This is a genomic window from Acidobacteriota bacterium (genome assembly GCA_016196035.1).
Taxonomy (GTDB): Bacteria; Acidobacteriota; Blastocatellia; order RBC074; family RBC074; genus JACPYM01.
On sequence record JACPYM010000114.1, the window covers coordinates 43,702 to 64,458 of the forward strand.

Annotated in this window: 16 protein-coding genes and 1 pseudogene; all 17 read left to right on the forward strand. The window is 59.1% G+C overall.

Annotation, left to right across the window (positions count from 1 at the left end; translation table 11 throughout):
• Positions 1–235: pseudogene (locus HY011_32195) on the forward strand (DUF4160 domain-containing protein).
• Entirely contained in the window at positions 216–515 is a 300-nt protein-coding gene (locus tag HY011_32200; GenBank protein ID MBI3427608.1) for a DUF2442 domain-containing protein, read from the forward strand. Before HY011_32195 ends, HY011_32200 begins: the two are co-directional and overlap by 20 nt.
• Before the next feature lie 492 nt (positions 516–1,007).
• Positions 1,008–1,289: a hypothetical protein gene (locus tag HY011_32205; protein ID MBI3427609.1), complete on the forward strand. Its 282-nt coding sequence runs from the start codon at positions 1,008–1,010 to the stop codon at positions 1,287–1,289.
• 32 nt (positions 1,290–1,321) lie between these two features.
• Positions 1,322–2,518 (forward strand): acetyl-CoA C-acyltransferase, encoded by a 1,197-nt coding sequence (locus HY011_32210; protein MBI3427610.1) that lies wholly within the window; start codon positions 1,322–1,324, stop codon positions 2,516–2,518.
• A 118-nt stretch (positions 2,519–2,636) separates the two neighbouring features.
• Positions 2,637–4,409, forward strand: a complete 1,773-nt coding sequence (locus HY011_32215; GenBank protein ID MBI3427611.1) for an acyl-CoA dehydrogenase family protein — start codon at positions 2,637–2,639, stop codon at positions 4,407–4,409.
• A gap of 118 nt (positions 4,410–4,527) precedes the next feature.
• Positions 4,528–5,364, forward strand: a complete 837-nt coding sequence (locus HY011_32220) for an amidohydrolase (protein ID MBI3427612.1) — start codon at positions 4,528–4,530, stop codon at positions 5,362–5,364.
• A gap of 2 nt (positions 5,365–5,366) precedes the next feature.
• Positions 5,367–6,311 (forward strand): MBL fold metallo-hydrolase, encoded by a 945-nt coding sequence (locus HY011_32225; protein MBI3427613.1) that lies wholly within the window; start codon positions 5,367–5,369, stop codon positions 6,309–6,311.
• A gap of 142 nt (positions 6,312–6,453) precedes the next feature.
• Complete coding sequence (gene iolB, locus HY011_32230; GenBank protein ID MBI3427614.1) at positions 6,454–7,293, forward strand: 5-deoxy-glucuronate isomerase; 840 nt, start codon at positions 6,454–6,456, stop codon at positions 7,291–7,293.
• Between the two features lie 2 nt (positions 7,294–7,295).
• Complete coding sequence (locus HY011_32235; GenBank protein MBI3427615.1) at positions 7,296–9,038, forward strand: DUF885 domain-containing protein; 1,743 nt, start codon at positions 7,296–7,298, stop codon at positions 9,036–9,038.
• Positions 9,035–10,045 (forward strand): 5-dehydro-2-deoxygluconokinase, encoded by a 1,011-nt coding sequence (gene iolC, locus HY011_32240; GenBank protein MBI3427616.1) that lies wholly within the window; start codon positions 9,035–9,037, stop codon positions 10,043–10,045. The genes HY011_32235 and iolC overlap by 4 nt, the downstream gene beginning before the upstream one ends.
• The gene (locus tag HY011_32245) at positions 10,046–11,062 is read left to right on the forward strand and encodes a deoxyribose-phosphate aldolase (GenBank protein MBI3427617.1); all 1,017 of its coding nucleotides are present in this window, start codon (positions 10,046–10,048) and stop codon (positions 11,060–11,062) included.
• A gap of 298 nt (positions 11,063–11,360) precedes the next feature.
• Positions 11,361–13,223 carry a 3D-(3,5/4)-trihydroxycyclohexane-1,2-dione acylhydrolase (decyclizing) gene (gene iolD / locus HY011_32250; protein MBI3427618.1) on the forward strand — a complete coding sequence of 621 codons (1,863 nt, stop codon included), beginning with the start codon at positions 11,361–11,363 and terminating at the stop codon, positions 13,221–13,223.
• 356 nt (positions 13,224–13,579) lie between these two features.
• Positions 13,580–16,864 (forward strand): TonB-dependent receptor, encoded by a 3,285-nt coding sequence (locus HY011_32255; GenBank protein MBI3427619.1) that lies wholly within the window; start codon positions 13,580–13,582, stop codon positions 16,862–16,864.
• Between the two features lie 136 nt (positions 16,865–17,000).
• Complete coding sequence (locus HY011_32260) at positions 17,001–17,783, forward strand: hypothetical protein (GenBank protein ID MBI3427620.1); 783 nt, start codon at positions 17,001–17,003, stop codon at positions 17,781–17,783.
• A 6-nt stretch (positions 17,784–17,789) separates the two neighbouring features.
• Complete coding sequence (locus HY011_32265; protein ID MBI3427621.1) at positions 17,790–18,575, forward strand: TIM barrel protein; 786 nt, start codon at positions 17,790–17,792, stop codon at positions 18,573–18,575.
• A 115-nt stretch (positions 18,576–18,690) separates the two neighbouring features.
• Positions 18,691–19,707, forward strand: coding sequence for an alcohol dehydrogenase catalytic domain-containing protein (locus HY011_32270; GenBank protein ID MBI3427622.1), 1,017 nt, complete (start codon positions 18,691–18,693; stop codon positions 19,705–19,707).
• Between the two features lie 18 nt (positions 19,708–19,725).
• On the forward strand, positions 19,726–20,619 hold the full coding sequence (locus tag HY011_32275; protein ID MBI3427623.1) for a TIM barrel protein: 894 nt from the start codon (positions 19,726–19,728) through the stop codon (positions 20,617–20,619).
• Positions 20,620–20,757 lie beyond the last annotated feature (138 nt).

The following is a 20,757-nucleotide window of genomic DNA, read 5'->3' on the forward strand; positions in this document are numbered from 1 at the left end:
ATGCCGACGGTGTTACGTCGGGCCGTACAGTTTTATCTTCTTTAGCTCTGACCGGGGCGAGCCGGTGCATATTCACGTGAAACGCGACAAGCAGCTTGCCAAGTTCTGGTTAGACCCGGTCACGGTTGCCTATAATCGCGGCTTCGCGGAACACGAACTGAAACAAATTGAGTGGCTCGTGCGCGAACATCAACCGGCACTTGTGGAGGCTTGGCATGACTTCTTTGGCGCTTGAAACAATCCCCACCGCCGTTGCGGTGTCAGTCACCAACGAAAAGCTAACGGTCGAGTTGGCAGATGGGCGCTCGCTCACGGTGCCGCTGGCGTGGTATCCGCGCTTGCTGCACGGATCACCGGCAGAGCGGCAGGCCTGGCAATTATTGGGCGAGGGTTACGCGATTGAGTGGCCCGAACTCGACGAACACATCGGGATCGAAGGCTTACTGGCAGGCAGACCGAGCGGCGAAAGCCAACGCTCGTTGGAACGCTGGCTGATAGCGCGAGAAGCAAACTAGCTCGGTTTTCACTTCGGTGTACGGGAAAACCACTGAGCGGCGAGACGGTACCGCGCGCGTCAGCAAGCGGTGCTTGAGCAGTTGAACAATGACGCAACGTCGCTACGCCGCTTACTGACGCGCGCGGTACCGTCTCAACACTTCGTCCCATACACGCAACTGCAAACCGATCTAAGAGAGGAAGTCACAATGAAATTGCCGCAATGGCTCTACCAGTTTTCATTCAAGCGCGAACCAATCTGAATTTTGGTCTTCAGCTTGGTTGTGCCGTTAATTGCATTCTGGCTGCGGTAATCATTCTCTAGCTCGCGCGTTGAAGCAACGTCTGCACAAAGGCGGAACAAGGAGAAAGAATATGAAAAAGCTACCGCTACACGTACCAGCACGAAGGCATGTGGAATTCCTTCGTCAACGTCGTCTTGCCGTTGCTGGCCGTGCTGATCGCCATCATCGCGCGCCTGCTGGCGCGCTGAGGTATAGCAAGGAGGTCGTATGCAAACGAATGAAGCTGTCAGTCAACAAACAATTCAACAAGCCGTGATTGAAAAACTGGCATGGCTCTCGCTGGAAAGGCAGAAAGAAGTGTTGACCTTTGCGGAAGAGATGGCGCAGGCTGAGGCCAAGCCATCCAAATTCCGCGCCTTGTTTGAAAAAGCGGCGCAAGACGTGCCGCCGGAAGCGTGGGATGAAGTTCCATCTGACGCTTCGTCCCACATTGACCGCTATCTTTATCGCAATTTGGGAAAACACCCGACAAGCGTTTCGTTCAAGTAAGCTTTGTCGTTTTGATTTGAGGAGAAACACCAATGCGTGAAGCAGTTATCGTCAACGCCCTGCGCACTGCCGTCGGCAAAGCGCCGCGCGGCATTTTGAAAGACCAACGCCCGGATGATCTGGCCGCCGCCGTCATGAAAGACCTGCTGGCGCGGCATCCAGAAGTCGCGCCCGCCGAGATCGAAGACGTCGTCATCGGCTGCGCCACGCCCGAGGCGCAACAGGGCATGAATATGGCGCGGCAAGCGGCGTTGCTCGCGGGCATTCCCAACACGGCCTCGGCGGTCACGATCAACCGTTTCTGCTCATCCGGCCTGCAAGCCATCGCGCAAGCCGCCGAACACATTATGTGCGGCTTCGCTGACGTGGCGATTGGCGCGGGCGCGGAGTCCATGTCGCTGTTGCCGATGGGCGGGCACAACCTATCGCCCAATCCAACGTTGGTGGATAGCTATCCCGACACCTATTTGAACATGGGCCTGACGGCGGAAAACCTGGCGCGCAAATACGAAATCTCGCGTGAACAGCAGGACGAATTCGCCGTGCGTTCGCACAACAACGCGGCGGCGGCGATTGACGCGGGCAAGTTCAAAGACGAAGTCGTGCCCTTCATCGTGCGCGCGCGCGAACTCGAAACCGATGCCAAAGGGCGCGGGCGCATTCGTGAACGCGAACTGGTTTTTGAAATTGACGAAGGCGTGCGCCGCGATACGACGCTGGAAGGACTGGCGAAACTGCGTCCGGCCTTTCACGCCAAAGGCTCGGTGACGGCGGGCACTTCGTCCCAGATGTCGGACGGCGCGGCGGCGGCGCTGGTGATGTCGCGCGAAAAGGCCGAGGCGTTGGGCTTGCAACCGCTGGCGCGCTTTGTCGCTTATGCCACCGGCGGCGTCGCGCCCGAAGAAATGGGCATCGGCCCAGTCGTGGCGATTCCGAAGGCGCTGAAGATTGCCGGTCTCACGCTGGCCGACATTGACTTGATCGAACTGAACGAAGCCTTTGCCGCGCAGGCGCTCGCGGTGATGAAAGTGCTCGGCCTCGATCTGGAACACACCAACGTCAACGGCGGCGCGATTGCGCTGGGCCATCCGCTGGGCTGTACGGGCGCGAAACTGACGGCGACGTTGCTGTACGAAATGAAGCGGCGCGGCGCACGTTACGGCATGGTCACGATGTGTGTGGGCGGCGGCATGGGCGCGGCGGGCATTTTTGAGAACTTGATGAGATAAAACACCTCCCACGAAGCCACACGAAGAGGACACGAAGTGATTCGCTGTCTTCGTGTCCTCTTCGTGTGGCTTCGTGGGAGAATTTCTTAAGGAGACAATACCAATGGCAGCAGCGGCAATGGAAAAAGAGATCATCAAAGGCGGCGGGTTCTTACTGCAAGAGACCCAACCCGGCACCGTCTATTCGCCCGAAGATTTCAGCGACGAACAGCGGATGATCGGGCAAACGACGCAGGAATTCTTTGACAAAGAAGTCATTCCCAAACACGACTTGATCGAGAGCAAGGATTACGAAGTCCAGCGCCAGTTGATCAAAGAGGCCGCCGATCTGGGCCTGATCAATGCACACATTCCCGAAGAGTATGGCGGGTTGGAACTCGATCACGTCTCAAACATGCTGATCGCCGAATACATGTCTGGCCAAGCTTCGTTCTCGACCGGCTTTGGCGCGACCACCAGCATCGGATTGCTGCCGATTGTTTTATTCGGCACGGCTGTACAGAAAGAAAAGTACCTGCCCAAAATCGGCAGCGGCGAATGGGTCGGCGCCTATTGCCTGAGCGAGTCGGGTTCTGGCTCTGACGCGTTGGGCGCGAAATCCACGGCGCGGTTGAGCGAGGATGGCGAGCATTGGATTTTGAATGGCGAGAAGATGTGGATCACCAACGGCGCGTTTGCCGATGTGCTGACGGTCTTCGCCAAAGTGGACGGCGAGAAATTCACCGGCTTTATTCTCGAACGCAACGACCCCGGCGTCAGCCACGGCAACGAAGAGCACAAGCTGGGTCAGCGCGGCTCTTCGACCACGCCGATCCTGATGCAGGACGCCAAGATTCCGAAAGACCGCTTGCTGGGTGAAATCGGCAAAGGTCACCTGATCGCCTTCAACGTGCTGAACTTTGGCCGCATCAAGATGGGCGCGGGCGCGATTGGCGGCAGCAAGCGCGTGCTGGGTCAGTCCGCGAGATATGCCGCCGAACGCCATCAATTCGGACGTGCCATCGCCACCTTCGGCGCGATCAAATACAAGCTGGCTGAGATGGCGGCGAAAATCTACGCTGCCGAATCGGCGGTCTATCGCACCGCTGGGATGATCGAAACCAAAGAAGAAACGATTGACAAAAAGAACCCCGCCGAATTTATGAAGGCCATCGAGGAATACGCCATCGAATGCGCCATCATCAAAGTCGCGGGCACCGAGATTCTGTTCTATTGCGCGGACGAAAACGTCCAGATTCACGGCGGCAACGGCTTCACCGAAGATTACCCGGCGGAAGGCGTTTACCGCGACTGCCGCGTCAACCGCATCTACGAAGGCACCAATGAAATCAACCGCCTGCTGATTCCCGGCCAACTCATCAAACGTGCGATGAAAGGCGGACTGCCGCTGTTTGCCGCTGCAATGAAGTTACAGGAAGAGTTGCTGGCCGGGCCTTCCTTTGACACTGACGAAGACGACGCGCCGCTCGCCAAAGAGCGCAAGTCAGCGGCCAACGCCAAGAAAGTCGCGCTGATGCTGGTCGGTTCCGCCGCGCAAAAATTCCAGGCGGCCCTGCCCGAACAGCAAATGGTGCTGTGCTGGGCGGCGGATGTCATCATCGAAACCTTCCTGATTGACAGCGCCATCGGCCGCACCGCCAAGCTGATCGGACGCGATGGCGCGGACAAACACCAGGCCGCGATTGACGCGACCCAGCTTTACACGCACGACGCGCTCAACCGCATCGAGGTCTCCGCCAAAAACGCTCTGGCTGCGATCTTTGACGGCGACGATTTGCGGATGGCGCTGGGCGCGTTGAAACGGTTCACCAAACAGGAACCCATCAACACTGCTGCGATTCGTGAACGGCTGGCGGATAAGGTCGTCGCAGCGGGCGGCTACATTTTCTAAATGGATCAAGACAGTACCGCGCGCGTGAGCAAGCGGAGCCGTCACTTGCCGCTTAATGGGCGTGACCTCCACCAACCGCTTGCTCACGCGCGCGGTACTGTTCAAGGCAGCACAAGCAATGCCCGTCAATCCCAACCTCCCCATCATTGATGCCTGGGCGCAACCCGCCCGCCACGAAGCCGCCGCCAAGCTGCCTGAAGTCGTCCGCCTGTTTCAACAATCCGGCACGGCGCATCTGCTCGAAACCGAATTGAGCGCCGCGCAAGTTGTCGAAGCGATGGATCGCGCGGGCATTCAAATGCTGATGCTGTCGGCGTGGCACCGCCCCGGCCAATGGATCACGCACAACGATGTCGTCGCCGAGATGGTCGCGCAATTCCCTGACCGGTTCTGTGGCGTTGCCGCCGTCAATCTGGAAAAGCCCGTCGAGGCTGTGCGCGAGTTGGAACGCGCTGTCAAAGAACTGGGCTTCAAAGCACTCCGCGTAATCCCCTGGCTGTGGCAGCGTCCGCCGAATGACAAGTTTTACTTTCCGCTCTACGTCAAATGCATCGAGTTGGACATTCCCTTCTGCACGCAGGTCGGCCACACCGGCCCGTTGATGCCTTCGGAAACCGGACGGCCCGTGCCCTACCTTGACGAAGTCGCGCTCGTCTTTCCCGAACTCAAAATCGTCGCCGGGCACATCGGCTTCCCCTGGACGGACGAAATGATTGGCGTGGCGTGGAAGCACGAGAATGTCTTCATTGACACCTCGGCGTACCTGCCGCGCTACTATCCGCCGCAGTTGCTGCATTACCTGAAAAGTTACGGACAGGACAAGGTGCTGTTTGGCACGAACTTCCCGCAGTTGTCGTTGGAGAAATGCGTGCAGCAGGTGCAGGAGCTTGGTTTGCCAGAAGCAGTGCAAGCGAAGTTTCTGTTTCAAAATGCTCAGCGAGTCTTCAAGCTGTAATTATGCGCATCGAACAACTCACCATCCCCACCCCCTTCCCCGTCGGCCCCATCAACATTTATCTGGTGATGGACGATCCGCTCACGCTGATTGACACCGGCCCCAAAACGCCCGCAGCGCTGGCCGCCCTGCGCGAACAGTTGCGCGCCTTGAGCTTCAAACTCGCCGACATTCAGCGTGTCATCCTCACGCACACGCACGAAGATCATTGCGGGTTGGCGGGGGTGATTCAGCAGGAATCCGGCGCGCGCGTGCACGTGCACGAATGGGAGTTCCACAACATCAGCGAACACCGCCAGACGCGCGTCAACCGCGACTTGCTGCGGCGCACGGGGGTTCCGGCAGAAGACCTGGAGCACATCGCGGGGCGTTACGATTTGATTCACCATTTCGCCGACGCCGTGCCCGATGTTGTGGCTTACCGCGACGAACACGAATTCAGTTTTGCCAGCGGCGCGTTGCGCGTCGTGCATACGCCAGGGCACACGCCGGGCAGTTGCTGTTTGCTGCGCGAGAGCAACCGCCTGCTGCTCGCGGGCGATACGATCCTCAAAAACATCACGCCCAATCCGGTGCTCAACGCCAACCCGCTCGCGCCCGAACGCCGCTTCCCTGCCCTGGGTGAATACCTGGTTTCGTTGGCGCGCATTCGGACGCTCGCGCCGACATTGATCCGCACGGCACACGGCGGCGACGTCACCGATTACGAAGAGTATTTCCACGGCCTCGTGCGCCACACGCAACAGCGCCAAACCAAAGTCATCAGCCTGGTGCCCGCCAGCGGCACGACCGCTTGGGAAATGTCCAAGCTGCTGTTCCCGCACGTCAAAGACATCAACCGCTTCCTGGCTGTTTCTGAAACGGTAGCGCATCTGGATTTCGCCGTCGCTGAGGGGCGTTTGCGGATGGAAGGTGGCGCAATGGCTGACGCTTATTTTCCAGCTTGATCCGTTAAGCGGCGCAACCCCCGTGTGCGAATTGACAGCCTTCCACACCTGCGTTAGCGTGCCGCCATCTTTTGCAATCGAAGTTTCGTCGTAACCGAACCGCTCTCAACCTAACAATCCAACCACCCGCAGGAGTAGCGCGATGTCTGACTTACTCGTTCGACCTGCAACGCTCAATGGCCTTTCGGGCGAGACGCTCAACGTCACACCTGCCCAGACGGGGTTTGAGTATCTGAACTTCCGTGCCCGCACGCTGGCCCAAGGCGAAACATATCCGGGCTACACCGATGGCAACGAACTCGGCCTGGTGGTGCTGGGCGGCACGTGTTCGGTGGAATCGCCCGCCGGTTCGTGGCCACACCTAGGCAGTCGCGCGAATGTTTTTAGCGGCATGCCGGCGGCGCTGTATCTGCCCATCCACACCGAATTCACCATCACCGCCGAGCGCGCTTGCGACCTGGCGTTTTGTTATTGCCGCGCCGAAGAGAGCTTCCCCGCGCGCCTGATTCGCCCGGAAGATGTCGAGGTCGAAGTACGCGGCGGCGCGAACGCTACGCGGCAGATCAACCACATCATCAAACCCGAATTCCCGGCCCAGCGTTTGTTGGTTGTCGAGGTCTATACGCCCAGCGGCAACTGGTCGAGCTATCCGCCGCACAAACATGACGTGCACAATCCGCCCGCCGAAGTGGATTTGGAAGAGGTCTACTACTACCGCATTGACAAGCCGGAAGGCTACGCGATTCAAAAGGTCTACACGCCCGATCGCCGTATTGACGCGACGTTGTCGGTGCGCGACGGCGAATTGGTGCTCATCCCCGAAGGCTACCACCCGGTCGTCGCGGCACACGGTTACAACGTCTATTACCTGAATGCCCTCGCCGGGAGTGCGCGTTCGATGGCGGCGTCGGATGATCCAGACTATGCGTGGGTGCGGGCGGAATGGCGAGAGACAGACCCACGCGTTCCACTGGTAAAGTAACAATGAGCATCAAAAAACAAATTATGCTTCCTGGTTGCTGGTTGGGCCTTTGCGCTTTATTGGCGACGGCTTGCCAAACTCCGCCAACACCCAGCCCCGCCCCATCGAATGCCTTGCCTGCGACGCTAGGCCAGATGGCAACGGAGTATTACAAGTGGCGTAACGAAAACTATCCCGTGGCGAGTAGCGATATGGGGCTGCACGACTGGGATGGCAAGCTGACTGATTTTTCTGAGCCAGCCGTCAAAGCGCGCCGCGCATACGTCAAACAACTGCTGGCCCAAGTGCAGGCCATGAATACGGCCAACTGGGGCCGTGATGAGCGCGTGGATTGGTTGCTCTTGCGCGTCCAATTGGAATGGCCGGTCTTCTTTGACCGGGTCATGCAGTATGAAGAGACCAACCCGCAGGTTTATGTTGACGAATGCAGTAACGCGATCTTTTCGCTGCTCAAAAAAGAGTATGACGCTCCGCGCACACGCGCCGTGGCCGCGACTGCGCGGTTGCGCCAGATGCCAGCGCTGCTCAAGCAGGGGCAACAGAATTTGCAACGCCCCGTGCAGCTTTACGCAAAACTGGCAATTGATTCGGCGCGCGCGATTGACCCGCTCTTTAACGATAGCTTGGCGGTTATTGCCAAAGGCCTGACGACGAATGAAACCGTTGAGTTAATGCAAGCACGCTCTGAAGCGTTGCTGGCGATTCACATGTTCGCCGATTGGCTGGAGCAGGGCTTGCCAAAAATGCCGGCGTGGGCGCCGATGGGCGAAGAGAACTACAACTATCTGCTGAAGCATTTGTATCTGCTGCCGCTCGACGCCAACCAAGTGGAGATGCTCGGCCAAGCGGAATTGGCGCGTTATCGTGCGTTGGAATCACTGCTGGCGGATCCAAAGCTGGCGGATCCCGATCCGGCGCGCAGCCGCAATGTCCCGCCGGATCAAGCCGCTTTCCTGAAAGCCTACGAAAGCCGGCAAACCGAGATGATCAAGTTTTTGCAAGAGCACAAGCTGGTTACGCTGCCCGCGTATCTCGGTCAGTTCTACATCCGCCAGTTGCCTGAAGCTTTCAAACCGACCAGCCCGGGCGGCTTTATGAATGCGCCGGGCGTGTACGATAAAGACAGCAGCGGTTTCTATTTCATCCCAACCTACAATCCAAAGAGCCAGAACTTCTACATTCGCGCCGCAATTGAAGACCCGCGCCCGCTACTTGGACACGAAGGGATTCCCGGCCACTTTCTGCAAGCTTCGATTGCCAATCATCTCACTGACGAGATTCGGCGGCAGCACGGCGATGGTGTAACGGCCGAAGGCTGGGCGCTGTATACCGAAGAGATGCTGACGCGCACGGGCCTTTATCCCGACAACTCTGCGGCGCAAGGCCAGGTGCTGCGTTTGTCGCGCTACCGCGCGGCGCGCATCGGCGTCGACGTCAATCTGCAAACCGGCAAATGGACGTTTGAACAGGCCGTCAAATACTTTCAAGAAGCAGGCGGGCTGGATCGCGAAGCGGCGGAAGGCGAAGCGGCGGGCGCGGCTGCGACACCCTCGCAGAAGATCACCTACATGGTCGGCAAGTGGCAAATCATGCGCTTGCTGGGCCGTTATCGTGACCGGCAAGGCGCGCAGTTCCAGTTGGGAAAATTCCACGATGATCTGTTAAAGCACGGCAGTCTGCCATTGTCGGTCATCGAATGGTTGTTGCTCGATGATGCGACGACACTGGAGCAAGCACTGAAATGAGCCAACACAAGTTCGACATTTTGTGCATGGGCCGCGCGCTGCTTGATCTGTACGCGAATGAAGTCGGCGTGCCCTTTGCCGAAGTGCAAAACTTCGCGGCCTATGTCGGCGGCTGTCCGGCGAACATCTGCGTCAGCGCGCGGCGCTTGGGCTTGCGCGCGGCAATGTTGTCGGCGGTCGGCGATGATCTGGTGGGCGATTTCGTGCTCAATTTCATGCAGCAAGAAGGCGTGGTAACTGACTTCATCACGCGCAAACCCGGCCATCGCACCAGCGCCGCCGTCGTCAGCATTCAGCCGCCCGATAAATTTCCGCTGGTCTATTACCGCGATAATTGCGCCGACATCGAACTCACGATTGACGACGTGCTGGCCGCGCCGCTGGCCGCGAGCCGCGCGCTGTTGCTGTCGGGCACGGGCCTGAGCCGCGAACCATCGCGCAGCGCGACGTTGTGCGCGGCAGAGCTTGCCAAACAAGCGGGCACGACGGTCTTTCTCGATTTGGATTTGCGCGCCAACCAATGGCATGACGCACGGGCTTACGGCGTGACGGTGCGCTCAGCTTTACGGTTGGTAGACGTGGTCATTGGCACCGAAGACGAAATCAAAGCCGCAATGCTCATCCAGGCCGCGAACTTTTCGGTCACACAGACGCACGTGGCCGACACGCATTTGCAAGGCGATGTGCAAGCGGCCATCGCGGCATTGCTCGCCGCCGGGCCAAGCGTCGTCGCGTTGAAACGCGGGGCTGAACGCACGACGGTGTTCACGCGCGATTCAACCGTAGATGCCGCTGCTTTTCCGGTCGAGATTTACAACACGCTGGGTGCGGGCGATGCTTTTGCGGGCGGTTTCATTTACGGTTATCTGCAAGGTTGGGACTGGCAACGCGCGGCACGGATGGGCAATGCCTGCGGCGCGATTGTCGTGACGCGGCACGGTTGCTCGAAGTTCATGCCATACGAACAGGAGGCGCTTGATTTCATCGCGTCGCACGGAGGATTTTAGTTGAGCGCGTTTCAAGCCAAAGCATTTCTGCCCGCGTCCGTGCTGGCGCGCCTCACCGACGCGCGCGTCAACGATCCTGAAACCGCCTGGCGCCTGGCGCAAACACGGCCACAACGCGCGCCACTGACGACGGATGGCCGCTTGAACATCCTCGCCGCCGATCATCCGGCGCGGCGCGTGACGGGCATTGGCAATGATTCGCTAGCGTTGACCAACCGGCACGATTACCTGGCGCGCATCATGCGCGTGTTGCAGTGCACGCAGGTGGACGGCGTGATGGCGACGATGGACGTTCTGGAAGACCTGCTGGTGCTTGATGATTTTTTGCGTCAGGCAGGCCGGCCCGTCTTGCTCGACGGCAAATTGCTCATCGCCAGTTTCAACCGTGGCGGCCTGGCGGGCGTAGCTTGGGAAATGGATGACCCGTTGACCGGCGCCAATGCGCAGACTTGTCTGGATTGGAATCTGGATGGCGCGAAGCTTTTGTTGCGGCTCTGCGATGACGAACCGGCTTCGCTGAATACATTGATGGCGAGCGCGCAGGCGATCAATGAAACCAATGCGCTGCGCCTGCCGATGTTTTTGGAACCGCTGCCCGTCGTCAAAACTGAAGCGGGTTACAAAGTCGTCAAGACGGCTGAGGCATTGGCAAAAATCGTGGGTGTCGCCTCGGCTTTGGGCGACAGTAGCCGCTATCTGTGGTTGAAGCTGCCCTATTGCGACGGCTACGAGGCGGTCGCGCGCGCCACAACCTTACCGATTCTGTTATTGGGCGGCGAAGCGGTCGGCGCTGCCACGCCGCTGTTGCGTGAGATTGCAGGTGGCTTGGCCGCAGGCGCGAATGTGCGCGGCGCGTTGGTCGGGCGCAACGTGCTCTATCCGGGCGCAACAGACCCATTGATCGTAGCGACTGCCATCGGTGGCATCATTCATAACAATTGGACGGTTGCAGCGGCAATCGAGAATGCAAACGCCGAACTAAGCCGCGCAGACAGCGGCAAGCCATTCTTTGATTGAGAGAAACATTCGTGTGAAGCAGTAATTTTGATCGTCGTTGAAATACAAGGTGTAAAGCCACAAAGCCCCAACGGGGCGAAATTGAATAGCCAGGGGCGTTGCCCCTGGTTGCAGATCAAAATGTTCACCAAGCCCTGAAAGGGCGAAATGCTTGTGCTTATTGCGCCCTTTCAGGGCTTGAACACTCGCTCACCTGTACCCAGGGCGTTGCCCTGGGCTATTCAATTCCGCCCTTTCGGGGCTTCACAAGGTAACTGGCTTTACTCCAATCAATCTGATCCGCTTTTGTGGAGAAAGCATGCAACCAAGGTGTCTAACAACAGCGCAGGCGCTCATCGCGTTTCTGGAACAACAGTATGTCGAACGCGACGGCCACGAGCACCAATTCTTTGCCGGTATCTGGGGCATCTTCGGGCACGGCAACGTCGCGGGCATCGGGCAGGCGCTGCATCAGTCGCCCGACTTTCGGTATTACTTGACGCGCAACGAACAGGCGATGGTGCATACGGCAACGGCGTTTGCGAAGCATCACAATCGGCTGCGCGCGTTTGCCTGCACGTCTTCGATTGGGCCGGGCGCGACCAATATGATTACGGGCGCGGCGACGGCGACGATCAACCGGCTGCCGGTGCTGTTGTTGCCAGGCGACATCTTTGCGCGGCGAAATGTCGCGCCCGTGTTGCAACAACTCGAATCCGAACACTCGCAGGACATCTCGGTCAACGATTGTTTCAAACCGGTCTCGCGCTATTGGGATCGCCTCAACCGTGCCGATCAACTGCCCTTCGCCTTGCTCGAAGCCATGCGCGTGTTGACGTCGCCGGTTGAAACGGGCGCGGTGACGCTGGCCTTGCCGCAAGACGTGCAAACCGAAGCCTGGGATTATCCGGTGGAGTTGTTCGACAAACGCGTTTGGTACATCCCACGTCCGCAACCCGATCACACTTTGCTCGAACGCGCCGTGCAACTGATTCGGGCCGCCAAACGCCCCATGATCGTGGCGGGCGGCGGCGTGATTTACAGCGAAGCAACCGAGGCGCTCGCCGCATTCGCCGCGCAAACCGGCATTCCTGTCGGCGAAACCCAGGCGGGCAAAGGCTCGCTCAGCTTCGACCATCCGCAAAACCTGGAAGCCATCGGTGTCACGGGCACGCCCTGCGCCAACATCGTCGCGCGCGAAGCCGATCTAGTCATCGCCATCGGCACGCGGCTGGCCGATTTCACCACGGCGTCAAAGACTGCGTTCCAACATCCCGATGTGCGCTTCATCAATTTGAACATCGCGGCATTCGACGCACACAAACACAGCGCACTGCCGCTGGTCGCCGATGCGCGCGCCGGGTTGGAAGCTTTGGGCAAGGCTTTGACCGGCTATCGCGTCGCCGATGAGTACGCCACGCACATCGCTGAACTAAAACAACGCTGGGAAGCCGAAGTCGAGCGGCTGTTCAATTTGCATCACGGCCCGCCCATCGCCCAAAGCGAAGTCATCGGCATCGTCAACGCGTTCTCTGAACCGCGCGATGTGGCGCTGTGCGCGGCGGGCAGCTTGCCCGGTGATTTGCATAAACTCTGGCGCACGCGCGACCCCAAGGGCTATCACCTGGAATACGGCAATTCATGCATGGGCTACGAAATCGCGGGCGGTTTGGGCGTGAAGCTGGCTGATCCTTCGCGCGAGGTCTACGTGATGATCGGTGACGGCTCGTACCTGATGATGTCGCAAGAGATCATCACCGCCGTGGCTGAAGGCGTAAAGCTCACCATCATCATCCACGACAACCACGGCTTTTCCAGCATTGGCGGATTGTCGCAAGCGGTCGGCTCGGGCGGTTACGGCACCGATTACAAATACCGCCACACCGACACGGGCCGTTTTGACGGCGATAACCTGCCAGTAGATTTCTTGGCGAATGCGGCCAGCCTGGGCGCACACGCGATTCGCGCCACGACGCGCGAAGAGTTGCAGCGCGCGTTGGCAGAAGCCAAACGGCAAACCGTCACCACCGTCATCGTAGTCGAGACCGACAAGGAATGCCGCGTGCCCGGTTATGAATCGTGGTGGGACGTGCCGATTGCGGAAGTCTCAACCGAAGCAGCAGTACAACGCATTCGAGCGGAATATGAAAAGGCAGTGAAACAGGAGCGGTACTTTTTCTAGCTCGGATTTCAGGTCAATATCTGGGGAAAAGCGCACCCCGGGACGGTACCGCGCGCGTGAGCAAGCGGGACTTGGGATGTACCGTATTCCGCCAGACTTGACGCGCCGCTTGCTCACGCGCGCGGTAGCGTCCCAACCGCACCGCCGGTACATTACAATTGCAAACGCGGAAATCTGGTAGCTATGGCAGTTTCGTCGGTTAATTCTCGTTTTACATAAACATAACGAATCACTGATCTGCCGCTGATACCAGACAGGCAAAATCCTCTTCGGACAAGGCTGGGATCGAATCCATCAGCGTTCACCACGCGCTGTGGCGGACGTCACTCTCTTCAACTCTCAAGGAGGACTGAGCTATGCACTTCCGACGATTAGGTTTTACGCTTGCATTCACGCTGTTGCTGGCCTGCCAGGCCGTTGCGCAGCAGGAAACCGCCACCCTCACGGGCGAAGTCAAAGACGCTTCCGGCGCCGTCGTGCCGGGCGTTTCGCTCACCATCACCAACACCGCCACCGGCGTCGCGCTGAAAAGCGTAACCAATGAGCAGGGCCTCTATACCGTGCCCAGCTTGAAACCCGGCCCCTATTCCATCACGGTTGAAAAGCCCGGCTTCAAGAAATTCGTGCGCAGCGGCCTCGTCTTGCAGGTCGCCCAGGTCGCGCGCGTGGATGTCAGCTTGCAGGTCGGCGATCTGACCAACACGGTCGAAGTCACCGCAGCCGTCGCCTTGCTCGAAACCGAGACCTCTTCGCGCGGCTCGGTGATTGACCAGAAGAAGATTAATGACCTGCCGCTCAATGGCCGCGATTACAACCAACTGGCGCTGCTCTCGCCGGGCGTCTTGCCGACGACGCCGCGTTTGGCGAGCGTCAATTTCAAAGGCGCGATGAACGTCAACGGCAACCGCACCTTTAACAACGTCTTCCTGCTCGACGGCGTAGACAACATCTCGTACTCGAATTCGTTTCGCGGCGAGAACGTGCAACTCGTGCAGCCTTCCATCGAAGCCTTGCAGGAGTTCAAGATTCAGACCAACGCCTACTCCGCCGAATACGGGCGCAGCAGCGGCGCGGTGATCAACGCGACGATCAAATCGGGCACGAACGCGATTCACGGCAGCCTTTACGAATTCCTGCGCAATGAGAAACTCGATGCCAACAACTTTTTCTCGAACGCGCTGGGCCAGGCCAAACCCGTGCGCAAACGCAATCAGTACGGCGCGGCGGTGGGCGGGCCGCTGGTCAAAAACCGCACCTTCTGGTTTGCCGATTACGAAGGCTTGCGCGAACGCGAAGGCGTGCCCCGCACGCGGTTGGTGCCGACGGCGGCAGAAAAAGCGGGCTTGTTTAGCTCAGCGGTGGTTGATCCCTTCACCGCCGGACGGCCCGAATTCGGCAAAAATGCTGCGGGGCAATGGGTGATTCCACAAAACCGCTGGGACCCCGTGGCCGCCAAAGTCATTCCGTTGATTCCCGATCCCACGAACATCGTTGGCGGTGTGCCGATCTACGCTTCGACACCGATCACACGCACGCGCCAGGATCAATTCGACGTGCGTGTGGATCATCAATTCGCCACGAACCTGACCTTGTTTGGGCGCTACAGTTTTGTGGATACCAACACCTTCCGCCCCGCGCCGCTGCCGGGCTTGGGCGAAGGCTCATTTAATGATGCGTTCGGCGCGAACCTGAACCGCTCACAAGGGCTGGCGCTGGGCCTGACGTGGACGGTTTCGCCAGCGCTGGTCGGCGATTTCCGCTTCGGCTGGGCGCGCGGCAATTACTTCACTATGCCGCCAAACTTTGGCGTGGATGGGCCGGGACAAATTGGTTTGAAGAACGTGCCCAACGATCCCGCCATCGTCGGCGGCATTCCGAAGATCAACATCCAGGGCTTTGACGCGGTGGGTCGTCACACTTCGACACCGCAATTCCAAACGCCGCGTTCGTGGAATCCGCGCGCCACGTTCAGTTGGACGCGCGGCGCGCACCTGTTCAAATTCGGCGGCGAGTTCCTGAAAGTCCAAACCAAGATCAACGATCTGAACGCGACCATCGGGCGCATGAATTTCGAGAACCGCTTTACCAACCGCGCGGTGGGCGATCTGCTGTTGGGCCTGCCGTCGCAACTGGCGCTGACCAGCTTCACCGTGATGGATCAGGGCCAGCGGATGCAGTTCTATTTCTTCCAGGACGATTACAAAGTCACGTCGAAACTGACCTTGAATGTTGGCCTGCGCTACGAATACGCGACGCCGCCGGTCGAGAAAGAGAACCGCTTCGCCAACTTCGATCCCGTCACGGGCAAGGATGTCTTCGCCAAGGACGGTGGCATCTTTGAGCGTGCGCTGATTCACCCCGACCGTAACAATGTCGCGCCGCGCTTCGGCTTCGCTTATTCGCCCACCTCGCGCTGGGTCGTGCGCGGAGCTTACGGCATTTTCTACAACCACACCGTGCGGCAGGGGCGCGAAGGGTTGCTCGGCTTCAATCCACCTTTCCTGGTGGACAACCTATTGCAAACCAGCGTGACCGGCGCGGCGGCGGTGGTCTCGGCGGCGGTCTTCCGTTTAGTGGACGGCTATCCAGCGGGCCTGCTCAATCCGGCTTCGCTCGCGCCCACCATCGGACGCCGCGCGCAGGACGCCAATCAACGCACGGCTTACATTCAGCAATTCAATTTCGGCATTCAATACGAACTGCTGAAGGATTTGCTGTTCGATGTGGCCTACGTCGGCAACAAAGGGACGAAGCTGAACGGCTTCCGCAACCTGAATCAACGCGCGGTGATCACCAACGCCAATGGCTCGCAAGCCGCAGGCAATCGCCCTTATCCGGCCTTCGGCGACATTCAGTGGATGGAGAATCGCGTCGGCGCGACCTACAACTCGTTGCAGGCGCGCTTGGAAAAACGTTTCTCACACGGGTTGACGGGCTTGGTCAGTTACACCTGGGGCAAGGCGCTGACCGGTTCGCCCGATCACATCTCGACCAGCGGCGGCGGCGCGGGCTTCGACACCGGCACCTTCCGCGAACCGCAGGACGGCAACAACACACGCGCCGATCGTGGCCTGGCCGAATTCGATGTCAAGCAGCGTTTCGTGGCGAGTTATGTGTGGGAACTGCCGTTTGGCAAGGGCCGCAAGTTCGGCAATGACTGGCACAAGGCAACTGACTTTGTGCTGGGTGGCTGGCAAGTGACCGGCATCCACGCGCTGCAAGGCGGTCTGGGGCTGACGGCCACGTTGGGCGGCGGCAGCGTGTTGAACATCGGCGGCGAACGGCGCGCGCGCCCCAATCTGGTCGGCAACCCGGAACTTTCCGATTCACAACGCACACTCAATCGCTGGTTCAACGTTGACGCCTTCCAGCCCGCGTTCACGCCTTCGCCGCAAGCCTTTGGCACCGCCGGCGTCGGCGTCATGCGTGGCCCTGGCCTCGTGAATTTCGATTACACGCTGGCCAAGGACTTCCACCTGACGGAACGGAAGCGCTTCCAATTTCGGACTGAACTGTTCAATGCGTTCAATCACGCCAATTTCGGCCCGCCGAATATCGCGCGTGAAAGCACGGGCTTCGGCCAGATTCTGTCCGCTGCCAATGCGCGCATTATTCAGTTTGCGTTGAAGTTCTATTTCTAAGCGGTAAAGAGATTACGGAACAAACGGAAATAACAGAACAAACGGAAGACCTTCATTGCTGTTCAAGTTTTCAGTCTGTTCCGTTATTTCCGTCTGTTCCGTAATCTCGTCTTAACCAGCATCGTTATATCAACCAATGACACGTCTACTCTTTTCGTTTTTCTTGCTGTTGGTAGCCTGTAGCAACGGTTACGCCCAACCGCGAAATCCAAATCTAAAATCAATCATCCAGGCCAATGCGCTCGACGACTTCAACCTACCGCCCAAATCCGTCTTTGATCGCACGATGCCGCGCTATCCGAACGTCTGGTTTTATGTGGATGCCCGGCTCGCGCCGAACTACAGCGCAGCGGTCAAGCTGGTGACCAGCAATTTACGCACAGCGCTGCGGTTGCCGGAATACTTCGGGCCGTTTTCCAATCCTGAAGGCTGCGATTTCGAGGCGCGGCTGGAACACCTGCAACCGTGGGAAGTGCGCGAACAGCGCGCGCTGCAACATTCGCATTGCTTCCACCTGCGCTATTACTACTCAGCGCTGGCGCAACAGCAGCAGGAGCAAATCAAGCTGCAAGGCCGCGCGTATTATCGCCTCGCCGCCAGCGTGCATTACGAAGTCGAGCACACCAATCCCAATCACGCCGATGTCGAAAGCTGCCCGATTTGCGGGCGCACGGGCGAATACCAAGACCTTAAAGGCAATCTGGTCGAATTGGTGCATGACCCATTGGGCCTGGAGTTGCTCTTGACCGGCAAGATTCGCGGTGAGACTGTGCGCTTTGAAGACTGGGAACAGCGCGAAGTCGGCAGCGTCGCTGCGCTCAAAAACAAATTCACTGTGCAACAATTCAACTATCCGGCCAGGTCGGGCGACCGCAATACGCTACGCATCGGCATGGTCGTGCTGGGGCCGAAACGCTAACGACCTATGCAACTTTCACTTTGTCTGGAAATGCTGTTCACCGAGCAACCGTTCACCGAACGCATGAAAACGGCGGCGCGCTTGGGGTATCGCGCGGTCGAATTCTGGGACTGGCGCGACAAAGACCTGCCCGCCCTCGAAGACATGGCCTTGCGCCGCTGCCTAACCATCGCGGCCATCAGCGGCAATCGCCGCCACTCGCTGATTGATCCGTCCGAACGCGCGGGCCTAATCGAAGAGATGATGCAGGTCTTCGGCGTCGCGCGCCGCCTGCATTGTCCCAACGTCATGCTGCTCAGCGATGTGCTCGAAAGCGATGGCAGCGCCGCGCCCATCCCGCCGTTATCTGCCGAGGAAAAGACCAACAGCATTGTGGATGGTTTGCGCGAATTGGCGGGCTGGGCCGCTGACGCGGGCGTGACGCTGTTGCTCGAACCGCTCAACACCAGGCTCGATCATCGCGGCTGTTTTCTCGACAATTCGGCGCTGGGTTTTCAAATTGTGCAGCAAGTCAATCAACCCAACGTGCGGCTGCTTTACGACATTTACCACATGAGCATGATGGGCGAAAACGCGCTCGCCACCATCGAAGCCAACCTGCCGTGGATCGGCTATCTGCACGTCGCCGACATGCCCGGACGACACGAACCCGGCAGCGGCACGATTGATTACCGCGCGCTTGCGGCGCTGCTCAAGCGGGTTAATTACGACGGTTTCATCGGCATGGAATTTTCGGCACAAGCCAGCGATGAACAGGCCGCGCGCGCGCCGCAATTAGTCTTTGGCGTTTAAGAAGACTGCCACAGAGCCACAGAGCCACAGAGAGAATAGCTTGCCCGCCGCACACTTTCTCTTCCTCTCTGTGCCTCCGTGCCTCTGTGGCAACACCCTGTATCGGAGGAATTGAATGGCATCCACAATGCAAGCCATCGTCTTTCACGGCGACGGCAAATGGGGTTTGGAATCGGCCCCGCAACCGCAACTGGCCGCCCACGACGACGTATTGCTGCGCGTAGACCGCGCCGGAATCTGCGGCACCGATTTGCACATCCTTTCGACACCGCCAGGTCATCCGGCCACGCCCGGCAGCATCCTGGGCCACGAATACGTCGCCACCGTCGTGGACGCGGGTGACGGCGTGACGCATCTGCAACGCGGCGACCACGTGGTGATTGACCCGAACATCACCTGCGGCCTCTGCCAATACTGCCGCGCCGGGATGACCAACGTGTGCGAACGCATGACCACGCTCGGCATCTTTCGCCACGGCGGTCTGGCCGAATACAACGTCGCGCCCGCCAAAGCCCTGCACCGCATCAGCAATGACGTGCCGGTCGAACGCGCCGCGCTGGCCGAACCGCTGGCCTGCGTCTGGCACGCCTTTGAGAAAGCGCAACTCACGCCCGGCGAGAGCGTAGCCATTCTGGGCGCGGGGCCGATTGGCTTGCTGTTTCAATTGCTGTTCAAAGCAGCGGGCGCGGGCAAAGTCTTCCTCGTCGAACCCGCTGATTACCGCCGCCAAACCGCCGAAGAGTTGGGCGCGGACGGCGCGTTCACACCCGCAGACAGCGTCGAAGCGATCAAAGCCGCGACCGGATTGGGCGCGGACATCGTCGTGGATGCGGTTGGTTCGCTCTTGCCCGAAGCCTTGCAGTTGGTGCGCTTCGGCGGGCGCGTAATTTTGTTCGGCATGAATCTGCACGCCGAACGCACGCTGAACCAATATCACCCGACGCGCTACGAAATCACGATCATCGGCTCGTTCATCCAGCGCACCGCGTTCCCCAAAGTCGTGCGCGCGCTCGAATCCAACATCGTGCCGGTCGAAAAACTCATCACCCACCGCATCGGTTTGGGTGAACTCGGCGCGGGCCTGGAAGCCTTGCGCAATGGCCGCGCAATCAAAGTGCTGGTGCAACCTTAACCGGAGATCAACATGGCAATCCGTATCGGCAACGCCCCCGTGAGTTGGGGCATTATGGAAATCGAAGGCTGGGGCGGCCAGCAAGCTTATGGCGCGATGCTCGATGAACTGGTCAAGGCCGGTTACACAGGCACAGAGCTTGGCCCGTATGGGTATTTCCCGACCGAGCCTGCAGCGTTGCGGCACGAAATGGCAACGCGCAATTTGAACTTGGTGACGGCCTTCGTGCCGATTCCCTTGGCTGATCTCTCGGCGCACGAAGCCGGATTCGAGGAAGCGCTCAAAACCGCCAAGCTGCTGGCCGCCGCAGGTGCACGTTCAATGCTGCTGGCCGATGCGATGAGCAAAGAACGCATGTCCATCGCGGGCCGAGCCGACGCCGTGCGCGACGGCCTGACCGATGCGCAATGGGAACACGCCGCCGCCATCGTCATGCGCGTCGCCCAGGCTTGCCGCGAACTTGGCTTGGCCGTTTCGTTTCATCACCACGCGGGCACGTATATCGAAACGCCGGCTGAAATCGCGCGCTTGTTGGAAAGTACGGACGCTGCGTTACTCGGTCTTTGTCTCGACACCGGCCATTATTTTTATGGCGGCGGCGACCCGCTCACGGCGGTACAACAATATGGCCCGCGCATCCGGCATCTGCATTTGAAAGACGTGCAACCCGCTGTGCTGGACGCGGTGCGCCGTGACGGCGTGGATTTTTTGGCAGCGGTGCGGCGCGGCGTGTTTTGCGAACTGGGCCAGGGCGCGATTCCCTTCCCGCAAATCATCCAGGGCTTGCAAGCCAGCGGTTATGACGGCTGGGCCATCGTCGAGCAGGACACCGATGTCAGCCAACCGGGCGTTGAGCCTTATGCCAGCGCCGTGCGCAGCCGCCAATACTTGCGCGAAGTGATCGGCATTTGATCCGTTTTGTTACTCGGCATCTTTCATTCTCTATTCTGCATTCTCAATTCTTTCGCAGCGGCGGCCTCGATAAGCAAACCTTTCTGCCAGGATGTGATCGTGTAGAATTGAGAATGAAGCATGATTGCCGCCCGCTTG

What these genes read in the sequence shown, in the direction of transcription:
- HY011_32200 (MBI3427608.1), top strand. Translation starts at nt 216, where the DNA reads ATGACTTCTTTGGCGCTTGAAACAATCCCCACCGCCGTTGCGGTGTCA.
- HY011_32205 (MBI3427609.1), top strand. Translation starts at nt 1,008, where the DNA reads ATGCAAACGAATGAAGCTGTCAGTCAACAAACAATTCAACAAGCCGTG.
- HY011_32210 (MBI3427610.1), top strand. Translation starts at nt 1,322, where the DNA reads ATGCGTGAAGCAGTTATCGTCAACGCCCTGCGCACTGCCGTCGGCAAA.
- HY011_32215 (MBI3427611.1), top strand. Translation starts at nt 2,637, where the DNA reads ATGGAAAAAGAGATCATCAAAGGCGGCGGGTTCTTACTGCAAGAGACC.
- HY011_32220 (MBI3427612.1), top strand. Translation starts at nt 4,528, where the DNA reads ATGCCCGTCAATCCCAACCTCCCCATCATTGATGCCTGGGCGCAACCC.
- HY011_32225 (MBI3427613.1), top strand. Translation starts at nt 5,367, where the DNA reads ATGCGCATCGAACAACTCACCATCCCCACCCCCTTCCCCGTCGGCCCC.
- iolB (MBI3427614.1), top strand. Translation starts at nt 6,454, where the DNA reads ATGTCTGACTTACTCGTTCGACCTGCAACGCTCAATGGCCTTTCGGGC.
- HY011_32235 (MBI3427615.1), top strand. Translation starts at nt 7,296, where the DNA reads ATGAGCATCAAAAAACAAATTATGCTTCCTGGTTGCTGGTTGGGCCTT.
- iolC (MBI3427616.1), top strand. Translation starts at nt 9,035, where the DNA reads ATGAGCCAACACAAGTTCGACATTTTGTGCATGGGCCGCGCGCTGCTT.
- iolD (MBI3427618.1), top strand. Translation starts at nt 11,361, where the DNA reads ATGCAACCAAGGTGTCTAACAACAGCGCAGGCGCTCATCGCGTTTCTG.
- HY011_32255 (MBI3427619.1), top strand. Translation starts at nt 13,580, where the DNA reads ATGCACTTCCGACGATTAGGTTTTACGCTTGCATTCACGCTGTTGCTG.
- HY011_32260 (MBI3427620.1), top strand. Translation starts at nt 17,001, where the DNA reads ATGACACGTCTACTCTTTTCGTTTTTCTTGCTGTTGGTAGCCTGTAGC.
- HY011_32265 (MBI3427621.1), top strand. Translation starts at nt 17,790, where the DNA reads ATGCAACTTTCACTTTGTCTGGAAATGCTGTTCACCGAGCAACCGTTC.
- HY011_32270 (MBI3427622.1), top strand. Translation starts at nt 18,691, where the DNA reads ATGGCATCCACAATGCAAGCCATCGTCTTTCACGGCGACGGCAAATGG.